This is a genomic window from Pseudomaricurvus alcaniphilus (genome assembly GCF_011440395.1).
Taxonomy (GTDB): domain Bacteria; phylum Pseudomonadota; class Gammaproteobacteria; order Pseudomonadales; family Cellvibrionaceae; genus Pseudomaricurvus; species Pseudomaricurvus alcaniphilus.
Map to the genome: position 1 here is coordinate 1,069,338 of NZ_JAAOIX010000001.1, position 14,296 is coordinate 1,083,633.

General features: G+C 55.7%; 7 protein-coding genes. All 7 read right to left on the reverse strand.

The genetic code is table 11. The features are described 5' to 3' along the window. Window positions 1–19 precede the first annotated feature (19 nt). The 7 genes from brxL to brxC all read right to left on the reverse strand — a co-directional run bounded on the left by brxL (window position 20) and on the right by brxC (window position 14,283). Window positions 20–2,071, reverse strand: a complete 2,052-nt coding sequence (gene brxL, locus G8764_RS04545; protein WP_166162266.1) for a protease Lon-related BREX system protein BrxL — start codon at window positions 2,069–2,071, stop codon at window positions 20–22. Continuing rightward, on the reverse strand, window positions 2,071–4,386 hold the full coding sequence (gene pglZ / locus G8764_RS04550) for a BREX-1 system phosphatase PglZ type B (protein WP_166162268.1): 2,316 nt from the start codon (window positions 4,384–4,386) through the stop codon (window positions 2,071–2,073). Before pglZ ends, brxL begins: the two co-directional genes overlap by 1 nt. After that, window positions 4,383–5,153: a hypothetical protein gene (locus tag G8764_RS04555; protein WP_166162270.1), complete on the reverse strand. Its 771-nt coding sequence runs from the start codon at window positions 5,151–5,153 to the stop codon at window positions 4,383–4,385. The genes pglZ and G8764_RS04555 overlap by 4 nt, the downstream gene beginning before the upstream one ends. After that, window positions 5,147–6,226 carry a hypothetical protein gene (locus tag G8764_RS04560; RefSeq protein WP_166162272.1) on the reverse strand — a complete coding sequence of 360 codons (1,080 nt, stop codon included), beginning with the start codon at window positions 6,224–6,226 and terminating at the stop codon, window positions 5,147–5,149. The genes G8764_RS04555 and G8764_RS04560 overlap by 7 nt, the downstream gene beginning before the upstream one ends. A 140-nt stretch (window positions 6,227–6,366) precedes the next feature. Continuing rightward, a complete protein-coding gene (locus G8764_RS04565) occupies window positions 6,367–9,783 on the reverse strand; it encodes an Eco57I restriction-modification methylase domain-containing protein (RefSeq protein WP_166162274.1) in 3,417 nt (1,138 codons plus the stop codon). Between the two features lie 120 nt (window positions 9,784–9,903). Next, window positions 9,904–10,794, reverse strand: a complete 891-nt coding sequence (locus G8764_RS04570) for a hypothetical protein (protein WP_166162276.1) — start codon at window positions 10,792–10,794, stop codon at window positions 9,904–9,906. Window positions 10,795–10,827: 33 nt separating this feature from the next. Further along, window positions 10,828–14,283: a BREX system P-loop protein BrxC gene (brxC, locus tag G8764_RS04575; RefSeq protein WP_166162278.1), complete on the reverse strand. Its 3,456-nt coding sequence runs from the start codon at window positions 14,281–14,283 to the stop codon at window positions 10,828–10,830. Window positions 14,284–14,296 lie beyond the last annotated feature (13 nt).

Sequence of the window (14,296 nt, forward strand, 5' to 3'; positions counted from 1 at the left end):
ACCCACAGAACAAACTAACCTACTCCACCAACGCCTTCAACATAGCATCCTTGGCGTCCGCATAAAATTGCATGTCGACCTTGGTGGCCATGTCATCGGACAGGTCGAACAACTGGCGCCGGCAGCTGACCGGCAGCAGTACCGCCTGCGCTCCCTTTTCAACCGCTAGCTCTACTACATTAACCGCATTCAACACGGGTTCAATAGAGCCACCCAGGTTTATCTCGCCGACCAGTATCAAGCCGCCGCGCACGGGTTTTTTCAGCATACCGCTGCACATGGCTACCAGGGAGGGGACTCCCAGCTTAGCGCCTTTCTTTGACGCGTCGAAGGCTCTGAGCTGCAGGGTAAATTCGTGCGCCCTCGGGTCCCTGTCGCCGACCAGCTGTGCGGTTCTGGCGTACAGATTTTGCTCTGCGTAGCGGACCGATTCGCGAAATGCCGGCGGTACCGGGTTGTTGAGGATCCTGACGCCGCTGCCGGGGCCTTCGTTGACTTCAATTCGGTAGAGGCCGGCGTTGTCGTCGGCGTCGTTCCCCCCTTCACTAATCGCCCAGATTTGGCCCGGCTCCAGTGGATCGGTGCCGATGGAGTTGTCGGCGCGCAATTCCGGAGTGGAGACAAATTTCTCGATACCGTCATTGCCCATGATGTAACTGAAGTGGGTATTTCTAAACTCGGCGGAGCCAATACGTTTTTGCTGTTCTTTCACCCGGCGCCGAACTTCCAGCGCCTGGCGTACTGCCCACTCCAGATCCTCATCCGGTACCGGCAAGTCGGGCGAGGGATAGAGCAACTTCAGCAGGCCGGACACCGTCTTATTGACGCCATTGGTATCGCGACCGCTAAGAGCGCCACCAAAATGCACCCGGCCCTGCAATGCGCTGACCCGGCTTTGGTTGCGCAGGTGACTCAGGCATTCGGATAGGAAGTCGCTGACCAGTCCAAAATGGTCGGTCAACAGGTCCTTGTGCATTTTGGGCACGTTCCAGCCGGGCAAGTAGCAGTGGATACGGTCCATCCAAGCGGTGTCGTCGCGCATTTGATCGGGCAGCGGTCCAAACAGGTGTCCCACGCGCTGCTGGTGCTCTACGTCCACATCGAAGTTGCCGACAAATACCAGCGAGCCGTCGCCGCGGATACTCTCCTTGCCACGGCTAAATTCGCCGGACTCCATGTAGCCTTTCATGATATTGACGCCATCTTTCGAATCGAAAGAAATTCCACTCACCTCGTCAAAGCAGATAACGTCGTACTGGCAAACCAGGCCGCGCTGGCCGTTAGAGTTATTGACAAACATCTTGGCGACCGTGGCCTTGCCCCCCGAAATCAAGTGGGCGTATGGCGACACCTGCTGGAACAGGTGGCTTTTACCGGTACCCCTGGGGCCCAGTTCCACCATGTTGTAGTTGCGCTCCACGAACGGCACCATGCGTAGCAACATGGCATTTTTAGCGTTATCATTTAGCTGTGCCGGCTCTAGTCCGATGGAACGCAGCAGAATATCTTTCCATTCCTCGGTGGTGAACTGCTCCCGCGCCGTGGTCAAAATCTCCAGCACATTGCGCTTGGATAATTGAATTGGTTTAAGCGCAAATACTCCAAACGGATTGCCACCCTTTTCTTCGGCAATAATGGAGTCGTACTCCAGGGTCACCTCGGCGTAGAAACCGCCGGTTAACAGGCGCTCATTTTCATCGACAATTTTTTCGGGTATTCGGACATTGGGTAACCTCAAGCTCGGCAGCGTTGCCAGATAGCCGTTGTCTTTGGAGCTAAAACGCACACTGACCATATCGATCAGCTTTACGTTGCCATCTTTAAATGCCCGCGCCTTGAACAACTCTTCCTCACCCGCTTTTACCGTCCGGGACGACAGCTGACGCTGGACGATCTCCAGCCCCTCTTCAATTTCATGCTCATCTGTGGTGGCGCAATAGCGGCCCAGCAAAAACTCAACCACGTAAGTGGGCACCGGAAATTGACGGCTAAACGTCCTCACCAAATCCTTGCGCACCACAAAACCTTCAAAGGCAGCGGCGGACTTGCGGTCTAACTGATCAAGCTCCATTAATCCTCACCCCCAACCGTCGTGGCCTGCTTGGCGAGCACCTCGCCATTGCTATCCAGCACTACCACCATCGCCTGCACTCCTTCATTGTCATCGTCCAACACTTTCAAATTCGCTTTACCACTGGCAAGTGCTTTCGGGTTCACCAGCGAGGTGGCGCTGTCGGCCAACTTGGTGCGCAGATCCACGGTAAAGTCCTCGCCTTCCCCGTCGACTTCGACCTTGCAAGTCATACCCAGCCAGCGTACCGACGTGATGGCTGCCTGCGCCCGAGACTTCACCTCCCCGGCAATGGTCAACACAGGTACCAGACACTCTTGCAAACTGATACCGCCATGACCGTAGGCCCTGCCCGCGATAAAGGAATGGATACCCTGGGGGAAATGGATAGGAATGTTACGATTCCAGTGCCAACCCAGCGTCAACCCTTCTACTGATACATTTTGCTTTAGCTGCGCGCAACGGCCCCAGCGGCTATCTGCAGCCTGTACGGGCAAGTCGGCTTTCGGCATATTGCCTGGCACCAGCAGCCAGCCGTGATCGGTGACCAAGCGAATTTTGCGCCAACCCGCCTGTTGCAGCTCCACAACTCGCTCGACAATACCATGCAAAATCGGCCCCAGGCGCGCGGCCAGCTTCAGCTCACTGCGATGGCCTTCCTTATCAATATCGCCACAGGCGACCCAGGCATTGCCCGTCGGGTCGCCGGTGTCATCATCGGCTAAATGTTGCCAACCGTGTTTAGCCAGCAGCTTTTTAAAGCGATCATGGGAGAGCGTGCCCTCGCCTTTGACACTGGGCTCGAAATCTTTATCGCTGCCCACACCTTGCAGATACGGGTGGATCGGGCTGACTGCCGCTTTCGCCGTGGCGGTCACCGAGGGCAAAGCCGACCACTGGGTCGCCAGCGTGGGCTCAATGCCCTTTTCCAATAACAGCGCCTGCAGCTTGTGAGCCACATCCAGGCGCAAACCATCGACAAAGAACACCACCTCCCCGCCTATTTGGTAATTCACCACCGCTTCCGCTACCGCACCATCCCCCGGGTAGCCCTTCTCTTTGACCTGCTGCTGAAAACGCTCCGTGACGTCCGTCAACCACGGTGTATAAATAACGGCTAGCACCGTTTCGACCACCGAGCGCTGTTGCTTCGAATCGCACTGCCCCAAGGCATCAATTGCGAGTGCGTCTATCTTCCAGCCCTGCTCCGCGTAACGCTGCCCCAACTCCTGCGCCGACAGGCCGTTTAACCCCTGCTGGCTTAAGCCGGCGATTTCGGCCAGGGGTGCCAGTAGCAGTGCCCAGGGGGCTTTGCCCAATTGGGCCCATATGCTCGCGCGACGCTTGTGATGCTGCCTTTCCAAAACCAGCAACTGCTTGCGGGCGGCAGCAGGGGTCTTTGTTTTAATTTCAGTAAGAGCAGTAAGTAACTGCTGCTCTTCATTTGTATTGGCCTGGGGATAGGTCGCGGGGTCTGCCAGCATATCCGCTGGCGGCACCCGCTCCAGCAAAGCTGGAATACCGGGGAACAATGCGGGGCTGTCGCAGTAACGCTGCCATACCTGTTCCCAGGCGCCGCGGCATTGACACAGTTTTTCCGCCGCCGCATATTCACCATCAGACTCGATATTGAGCCCGAACTCGGCTTGCGCCAAATTGCAAAGCGCCTGCCAGCGGTTGGCTGGCCACTGCTGTTTAACTTGCGCCGGCGAATTCATCCAGGCAAGCAGATCGCGAACGGGATCACCGGAAACAAGCTGATGAAAATCACTGGCCTCAAGCCGCTTGCCATCAACCTGTTGCATCGAAGCCGCCAGCACCGCTTCCAGAGCCAGCAACAGCGCATTTTGGGTCGCCTTATCCTGGGCCACATCCAACCCCAGGCCACCAGCACCGGAGGTCAGATAGGCATTAACTGTCCAGTCTTTACCATTGAGCTGGCTCCAGAGTACACCGCGATACTGCAACTCGGCCAGGGGCTTTAATTGCTCCGGGCATTGTTCAATCGCGCGAAAGTCCTGCCGCGAAACCCCAGGCAGATAAAGAATAGGCAGCAGGCTATCGTCGATGGGGTATTGTTCAATGCGATTGGCTATAACACATTTCAGCCAGATCGGCGGCCCCATTCTCGCCTCGGGCTGGTAGTCACCCAGCGTAAACATTTCCGGCAATGCCTCCCGCAACAGCGGCAAGACTGGTAACCACTGCTTTTCTTTGTCGGTCCATAAAATTGCCACCGGCACCTGCTGTACGTTCGGGTTGTAAGCTGCGCTGGCGCGCAGCATTCCCACCAATGAATCCAGTACGGTGCTCATTCCTTAAGCTCCAGCTGATAGATGTCGACTAGGCTAGAAAGAATCTGCTCCAGTTTCGCCTGTCGGAAGCCAAGGTTTTTTAATTCCAGGCCGGTCTCCCTGCGCATGGCGGAGACAAACGCCTGCATATCCTCACGAATGGGCGGACTGATGTCGACGCGCTGCTGCGGGGAGAGCAGCTGGAAGATGCGGAAGACATCGTTGCGATGTTTTTTGATGTTCCTTGAATCCACCACCTCACCCGCGGCTTTGCGTGCCGACAAATCGAGCCAGGCGCGCGCCTTGAATACCACAATATACTCGGGCCCTAAAATGGACAGGCCGTCAACTATCAGTTTGCCCAGTTCGATACACGGGTAGTAATCAGCATCCAGTAAAATGGCGGACAAACTTGAGACGTCGTCATCCACCGGTATGGGGGTCAGGTTGCCGCCACCAGTCAGGGTTAATCCGTCCGGTTGACGAGAAAACAACTCCAGTATCACCGGAAAGGCGGGGTTGCCGGGCTTGGTGAAGCGGTAGTACTGGCGCTCACCACTGCTCTTTTCCCGCTGCTCATAGCCGCCGTCCTGCACAAATTGCCAAAACCGCGACACAAAACCGGCGTCGATCACCTCCGCACAGAGTACGATATCCAGGTCTTTGGTGGCGCGAAACTCCAACCCTGCCTCACCCATAGCCAGATCACAGGCGACACCCCCAATCAGCACATAGCTGTGTTCGTAGCCCTGAAAATACTCACGAAAAAGTGCCAGTCCCTTTACCACGTCTGTTCTCTCCCTTGTTCAAATACTTTTTGCAGCAGCTCATCCCGAGCCAATTCAATACGTTCGTCGGTGCTGTCCTGCAGGCTCAGCCATAGCGATAGGGGGTCGACGCAATTGGATGCCGATAACAGGCCCGGGTTGTAACGCCACAGTTGTACCTGGGCACTCCGCTCCTGCTGCCGGTCGAGTTCGTCAAGATCCAACAGAGTTTTCACGCCCGCCCAATCGGCAGCGTTCAGAGCCCAGATGGGATAGGCCGGTTCGGCAATCATAGTAAGCTGCGCCAGCGCGCCCTCACCCGAAATTTTGCCAACTGCAGTTTCCGCCAACACCAAGGATTGGCCAGCACCAAAGCGGACCCAAATGCGCTTTTTAACCGGGTTTTGCAGGTGGGGTTTAGCCGCCTGCCACAACTCTCGCTGCTGTAAATTGAACTGCAGGTGTTTTTCGCGGCCGCATATCTGGATCTCAGCCAAATCCCTGTCGGCCAGTTCTTTTAGTGCCCGGGTCAGGGTCATGGCGCTGTAGCCTAGCAGTTTGGCCAGCTTCTTACCGGCGAGGCCGTCGCTGTCGAGCCCCAGTAGCGAACGCAACACCAATAACTGGGCTACCGAGCTAAGCGCGGCTGCTGACGGTGGCGGCTTTTTGTCAGGCTTGAAATGCTCGCGCAGGTCCATACCGAGCATGGGAAGATAGAGCTGGTTGCCGGGTACCAGGAAGGCGACCTTGTGCTCGATTAGGCGCTTGCGGTTATAAGATGCGACGGTCTCAACCACGTAGATGACCGGCCCATCGAATTGTTTTACCACCAGTTGCCAGTGCTTTTGCACCACCGCCGGAGTCGCTTCCTCTCGGGAAGCGGCCAGCATCAGCAGGCAGGGCTGTCCCAGCAGTTCCGCCCGGTAAAAGTGGTAGGCGTCCTGCAGGTAAAAAGGCAACTGGCGAGCGTTTTCCCAGGTGGTAGCCCAGTCGCTGGCCCGGGCGTTATCCACAGCGGATAATGCGCTGTCCCCCAGCACCTCGCGCAAGTAAAGCGCTGCCTTGCGCAGCAATGCCTCTTTCCAAGCCTCCACCTTAGTCGCCTCTTTAGTCGCCTCTTGAGCCTTCACCAATCAAGCCCCCATCCAACAAGCCTCCAACTGGCCTACTAAAATAACATTTAAACTGCACGATAACACTGCAAATGTTATCGTGCAAAATCAATGTTAACAACTCATTTCCTGGCTGCCTGTTTTTCTGCCAGGCTCAGGTGATGATCGTTAATGCGCGCACCCTCGCCTTCACCGTATTGCAGGCCAAGGCTGTACCAAGGGGCAGACTCGACATCCTTGCCGCGGTCTTTGTTCCATTTGATGTTGGGCTTGGTGCGCAGCACGCCGGCGCCTTTTTTATTCACATCCTCCACGCTGAGGAATGGGCGAATATTCATACGCACACCATCGTTGAGGTCCGGTTCCCAGCCAATGGGCTGCTGGTCGAGGGGCTTCCAGCGGATAAAAATGTCGTAGGGGGCCTCGCCCTGCAGAATCTGCTCCAGGCGCCGCTTCAGGTTTTCTGCCGCGTTCAAGCGTTCCTGGGCACCGTCGAGCTCGTCCGCCAACTGATGGCGCTGATTGCGAATCCAGTCGTCCAGATAGGTGTAAATCAGGCGCTCGAGATTTTTCTTATTAAGCTGATGGTAGTTGACCAGGGCGCTAAAGCCGTCTTTAAGTCCGTCCCAGATATGCCAGATAAACGGCCGGTTTTGGAATAGCTTGCAGTGCTGCTCAAAGAACTTCTCCCGTAGCCAGAAATCCAGCGATTTGTTTTTGCAGCTAACTGCTTCGAGTAGTTTGTTGCGAATGCTGGTTGACCACTCGTCGCCGTAGGCGGCTTGCAGTAATGATTCCAGGCGTTCTGCGGCCGATTTCTCGCCGCGCACCGCGGATAGGCAAACGATGCCGTCGTCATCCACATACTCGGCCAGAGCTTTGCACTGCGCGACCCAAAAACGCTGCTCACCTGCTAACTCCATGCTAGCATCCAGTTCAGCAGGCCAGCGATAACCTAGCAGGCGGGCAACGGCGACTTGCAGTACGGTATCGTCGGTACGCAGCAGCGCCTTGGCTGTCCACTTTAAGGTTTCATCCCAGATCACTGAGCCGCAGGGATGACCATGGAAAATCCATTGGGTGGGGTCGTCAGTGTATGGTTCCGGTAAGCCATTCGGGTATTTTTGTTCCGCGACTTTCTGCCAACGATCTAGATCAAAAGGGACCTTCACCAAGGTTGCATTAGTAACATTTAGCTTTTGGTCTATGCGACGAACAGCTTCGTTGTATTCAGGGGAGGAGCAGAAGCACCAGATAGATGGGATATGAGACGGATGATGGGGCAATACGACCGCAACATTTTTATCAAAAATTTCACCCGTATGTATAGTTGCAGGAAGCGAGCTCATTTGGCTTACGGCGACGCCTTTCTTACGCCATGCAATTTCTCCTGCGGGGATTGCTAATCCTTTCTTACCTAACTCTGCAAGTAAACCATTGCCATTTTGCCAGTAAACAATTTGTTGTTTTCCTCCAAAATGAACAAGAGAGCCAACTGTCGTTGACATTACTTGCCAATCACTATTGGGCTCAACCATCTCCCAGAATTGGCGAAAAAAGCGTGGTGAGTCTTTGCTTCCAAAACCATGAACACCATGAGCTATAACTGAAAGTAATTCTGAATTTTCTTCCGCATCGATTACCACCCTCGAATCCGGATTCTCCAACTGCTTCGCCTGCTCAACCACCTTTAACTCTGCGGTGATCAACTGCTCCGCCTTTTCCGCTGCAGTACGTGGCTCGGACACATCCAACCCGGCAATACAATGAGCCGTGCCCGCTTCAGCAAACAGCCCTTCGCTGTCACCTGCTTCATTACCCCGGGAAAGTGTGATCAACTGAACATTAAAATCCCACATCGGCGTTTGAAAAGCCTGCGCTCCCAGGCGGGCGATCAAATGCCAGGTGTCATTCTTCAACAACTTCTCGCGAAACTTTTTATAGCTGGATAAAAACAACCAGTTTTGCGGCAATACCACGCTGGTGGTACCACCCTCGACACAGTAATCCAGGCAGCGATCCAGAAACACGGTGGCCAAATCATTTTTTGCCGCCGGGTAGTGCTTCTCGCAATAGGCGGCCAATTTCTCTTCCTGCTTACCCCTCGCCAGATAGGGCACATTGGTGATCACCCAATGGTATTGCCCCGCCAACAGGGTCGCCGCTTTAGCCAACCCCTGGGCAGCCACTGCCGTCTCGCGCTGGTCGTCGCTCTGCTCCTGCTGGAGGGCTTCTGCCAGGGTTGCCGACAGCTCCTGCCATTGCACGATTTTGGCGGCGTCGGATTTGGCCGGGTTCAGCAGGCTGCCCAGTATAGGCGCATCCTGAAAGGCTGAGTGCATCCACTCCAGGGCAATACCCAGGTTCTTTTTATCTGGCTTATCCACCCCTTTGGCTTTCGCCAAGGCTCTCCATTCGTCTTTGGCAGCGCCCACCGACAAGCCAGAGCAGGCCAGCTGAAACTCCGGCAGGGGCCGATAGCCACCGGCATCGGGGTAACGCCAGGCTTCCAGAGCCAGGGCAAATACTGCCAGCTCGACGCAGCGCTGATCCAGCTCCAGGCCGTGAATATTGTCCCGCAGGACTGCATCCACGGCGGCGGCTGCATTTAAGCCTTCCGCCACCATTCGCATGGGCACCAGCATTAAGAACGCTGCCACTAAAAAGTGACCCGAACCACAGCAAGGGTCCAGCACTTTTAACTCTCCCAGCTGCTTGGGCCAAGCATCAAAGCTGCCAGCCGCAGGCTTACCCTCCTTGGTCGTGCGCAAATAAGTTAACGTCACCGGGCTGGGTGTGTGCGAGTGATGCGCCTGCCACCAGGCCCCCAGACTGTTGTGCAACAGAAAGCTCACCATATAGGGCTCGGTGAACAGCTGGGTCACCGCCGGCAGTTCATCGGCGCCAATCTTAACTCCCGACTTATTGATGACGTCTTTATGTTTGGCCTGCCAGAACTGATAGACCCAACCCAGGCTATCGGTCGCCTGAAAGGTATCCGGCGCAAGATTGGCCAACAATTGCTCTAACTGCTTTTGGTGATTGGGCGCCAGGTCAACTGCAAACACTGGCGAGTCCGTGCGGAAAATCTGCGGCAACATTAAGGCAGCAAACTTGGCGGCGTACTGCCAGCCCCTGCCCCTATCACCGGTTTCTTCTTCGGCCAGATCGAAACAATCCTCAATCGCCAGCGGGGTTACGCCATCCTCGTACATCAACAAATGGTTTTCCGCCAGAAAGCGGGCAAACAACATGCGGTGCCAGTGTTCATAGGCAACCTCGGTCACTAGACGCTCGATACCCTGCGCGCCGGCATCCTTGCTGCCGTCTGGTTTGCGCAGATCGCCCAATTGACGGCCGTGGGCGCGCAGGCGGTTGCGCAATTGCCGCTGTTCGGCATCCAGATAATCGGCGGCGGCTTTTTCCCCCACACTCAGCCGTTCCAATGCTTCGCGTGCGGCTTGCTCGGCGATATCGCGCGCATCTTTAACGGTGTTTTCAAGCTGTCTACGTAGAACTTTCGGCAATGGGAAACGCATGGATCAATCCTAGAAATTTTCAGTGTGCTTCAAATAACGGCAGCAGATTTCACTACACATTATTGCCATCGAACACAGAGCAGTAGTCGAGAGGAACCGCTCGATGTACGAGGGTACATGTTATGTTTCGCTGGTATCTGATTCAGGCTTAGCTCGCCAATACTTTACAGCTTTATACGCCGCGAAGCCTATCCCAGCTCCACCAGCAACTCCTGCGATTACTGGCCAAATCGGCGCTGCTATAAGCCCCATTGAAATAGCTACGCCGCCCAGGGTGCTGGAGCCAAGCACGGCTACTGAGCCGGCCGCAACCGCTCCACCTGCAGAAGCCCCCACTGTCGCTCCCAGCGCAGCACTGCTAATGCCAAAAGTCGCCTGTACTTTGTCTTCGGGTAGCTTTTTCAGCTCTTCAATATAGCCTCGAAGCTCCTCAATGGACCTGGCAATGACTTTTGCGCAGAGGTTGTTGAGAATAACTGCTCTATCTTTAAACTTAGACAAGATAGTCAAAACCTTGGGATCACTAATACACCTGCGTGCGCCATCAATAATTAACGCCAACCCAACTAGCAATACCGACCCATTTTCAAAAAGAGACTCTATTTCTACCGAACTTGAAATTGAATTGTGGATAACATCCCCTATTGTGTAACCTGCCATGCCCAGCACGGCGGCACTGCCGCCAATTACAAGAGCCGCGGGAATGCCTATCGCGCCCCCCATACCGGCCACACCGATCGATCCAACAATCGAGCCTGCTATCGCCCCAATTCCCGATCCTCCTGCTGCACCGACAATTGATTCCGCGTTTGATCCATCGAGTTCGGTTGCGACCAACTCTTCTCCCATTTTGATTGCACCGTTTTGTACCCCCCAAGCAACGAGACCCGCGCCCACGGCCATTTCACCCAAACCAACAGCCAACTGATTTTCTGAACACCACTGCTTTGCTTGGTCAAACGCTCGCGTGAAGGCTTTCCATTCAGCGGCTTTCAATTCGAATCGTTGCATCAGTATTTTTCCTTTTCGTCATGAAATCCCAAATTATACAATCACCGGGCCCTGGGCCAGTTTAGCTTTCAGCTCCTGCTCTGCGTCCTTGAGCCACTGCTGAATATCCGCCTCACTCTGCAAAGTACGTCGCGGCAGGCTGGCGCGCACCGCTTTGGGCATCAACAACTGGGCAGCCTCTTCGCGGGCACTGTCAAACTTGCTCACCAGCGCTACCGTACGATCATTCCACTGCTCGATGGCGCACTCCTCCAGCGCGTCGATGACATCGTCGGCTTTACTGAGGCCAGGTTGCTGCGGCAGTTTGATGCTGCGGCGACCGAGTAATTCCTGCTGCTGGGCCGCGTCAAGCTTGCACCAGTTGGCATCGGTCTCTATCTGTATAAGCGCCTGATCATAGGCGGCCTTGTACTGCTCAAACTGGTACTGGATCGAGGCGCGCAGATTGTCGGTAGTGTCGTTGACCAACTGCTCCACTGGGTCAGGGCTATCGAGCAAGCGGCGGCCGTGCTCTATGGCATCGATTTCACGCTGTAATTCGGCCTGAAAACTCAAGCCCCGGCTGAGCGACAGCAAGGTTTTCAGTTGCTCCCAGGCGGGCAGGCGTTTGGCTATCAATTGGGCCTGGGTCTGCCAGTCGGCGACAGCTTGGGCTAATACATCCTTGTGGTCGTAGAGCTTCACCAGGCGGCTATTGCCCGCCTCGCCGGCAATTTCATCAATTAGCGAGGTGTCCGGCAGGTGCGGTCGCGGCGCTGCACCACCGGCGCTCTTGGCCAGATCGCGGGCGTACTGCAGAAATTCCGCCGCTTTGCGCTCCTCGTCCCCCGGATTGCAACCCACGGTATCGACCAGCAGTTTACGCACTGCCAGCTTTTGCGCAGTGCTGATGGTAACGTTCTCCACCTCGAACCAGGTTTGCGTTAATTGTTTGCGCTCCAACCCCTTGGCATCGACGGGCTGGCTGGCGATCGATTTAGCTTTCAGCGCGCCACTGGCCAGCAGCGCGTAGAGCGCGCCATCGATGGCATCCTGGGGCCAACCATAGGGCGTGGCCTGAAAGTTTTCACGTACCTCACTGCCTTTTTTACCGGAGCCGATATAGCGCAATACCTGGGAGCAGACGGGATGTTTCGCGGGCTCGTCCTGAAAGTGCAATGCTGCCAAGGCACCCTCGCCGCCGTCTTTACGGGCCTTCTCAACCACTTTGCCCCAGTTGGCATCGTCGGCCACATCGAATTGCTTGTAGAGCCGCTCGAGGGCCACCCTGGCACCGTTTTCCAGTTTATCCTTTAATTTATTGCCTTCAATCTCGGTGCCGCCGGAAATAAATACGCGCACACCGTTAAAGATTTCGGCCAGTAATCGGTCTCGTGATTTCTCGGCCTCACTGAGGCGGGTTTCCATCGCCTTGCGTGCGTCCTTGCCTTCAGGCGAACTCGGTAATCCGCGGATATCGAGGGTGGCCGCGGCGGCCTTCTGGGTGGTAATTGCGTGATTGACGTCGCTGCGGTTACGCGCCGGGATAAATACGTATAGCGTGCCATTGGCCGGACTGTCGGCACGGGCGTCAGCGATGACCGACTTTTCGTCCGCCTGCCAGCCATGCTGAACCCAGGCGTATAACTGTTTACTCGCCTCACGCGGCAGCTCGGGATCGAAACACAGCGTCAGTTTGCGTGGCTCTTTGCTGTCACCCTGGGCCAGCCGCACTTCAGCGCTGGCTTTGCGGGTGTAATCACTCAACAGGTCGTCACGCTCGGTTTCGATACGCTGGGGATTGCCTGCAATTTCGGCTTCCTGCTGGCGGTAGGTATCGTGCCACTGGCTGCTCTCCTGGGTTTGCAGGCGATACTCGGTCTCACCACCGGTGGCCATGGCCATCACCAAACCCACTTTTTGCAGAGCGGCCAGTTGCTCCGGTACGCGTTTGCGCAATAACGTCGAGCCCTCACTGAGATTGTCGACCAACAGGTCTGCCAGTACGTCGGAGGTAGCCTTAACGCCTATGTTTTCAAAAGCCTCAGTGGGTAATTTACCAATCAGAAATATCAGGGCTAATAACTGCGACTGCAATTGCTCCTCGGGGCCACCAGCGCGTAACCTGGCGATGGTGTCATACACATCCTTGGAAATCATCGCTGTTTGCAAAAGATTCGGCGCGATCTGACCGTAGATAAAGTCACCGCTGACGACGTTGCCCAATTCTTTGGTGGCGGTAACCTTCGCCGCCTCGTGTATGACCTTGAGCTGGTTGCGCAACTGGGAGACGGTACCGGTGGTGTCGACAATACGCAGCACCTTTTCCCAAAAGCGCCGGCGCACCGGCAGTACCGGGTAGTCCGCCACCATGACAGATTCGTCCGCCTGGGTGTATTCCACCTTGGTGCCGCGTAGATGGCGGGAGATCTCGCCCAAGTTGTCCTGCAACACCCTTTCTACCTGGCCGACGGTGGAGGATTTCTTCTGCAGGATAATCTTGCGAATCACAGACTCTACGTCGGTATCGGACAATTGCACTGGCACCTGAAAGCGCCCCATCAGGCGCATCAGGTTGGGCATGCCGGAGAGGGCATTTTGGCCGGTACCTACAAACAGCAACTGGCCTTTAAAATGCTTGCAGCAGGTTTCCACCGCCTCCTGCACCTGGTAGGCGCGGTCGGCGTTATCGCCAATGTACTGCTGCACTTCGTCCAGCACAATCAGCGTCAGAGGAAATTTACCGTCGACGGAAAGTGCATCGGTGATGGCCTCGACCATCTGGTCGTTGGAGACATCATCGACGCGCTTGTACTCCTCGCGCAGCATCAGCCGCAGCTCGCTTTCGTCGCGGGCCAAATCGGGTTTCGCCGATATCAGGGCTTTGGCTATCACCGGTGACATAAACAAATGGTTGAGCTCTTTCAGCCAGGGCTTGCCTGCAACCTCCACCTGTTCGCGGACTTGCTGTTCAATGCCCTGCTGGCGCAGCCAAATCACGAAGCGAGCCAAATGATACAACTCAGGCAAACCGGCGGATTTAAACACAATACTGAGCAGGGCCATGCGCACCCAGTCACTGCCGCCCTGACCCAGGGTTCCGGAGGCGGCATGCAGGCCGCCGTAGCGCCGCCCCTGGGTGGTCAGCTCCTTGAGGTGATCATTGATTTCCGTCGGCAACTTGGCAATACCACGGGCGCTGGTGCCGTTGTTGAAATCGTAGTCTGTCCACAGGGCGCGCAGCATCTTGGCTAAATGGGATTTACCCGAGCCATAAAAACCACTGATCCAGACGCCGGGCTGTTCGCTGCCTTTATCGACGTTGATTAAAAAGGTGGAGAGGATCTTGTCCAGGCCCTTCTCGTATTCGCCGTCGCAAACGAAGGTTTCCAGTTCGTAGCGCAGGGTGTTAAGCGCCTGCGTTGAGGTATCGTCCTTGACTTCTGCAACCCCGTTGTTGGCCAGTTGATTGACCAGTGGGTCCTTGGCGTATATTTCCTGGTTTAGCACCGAATAACTCCTT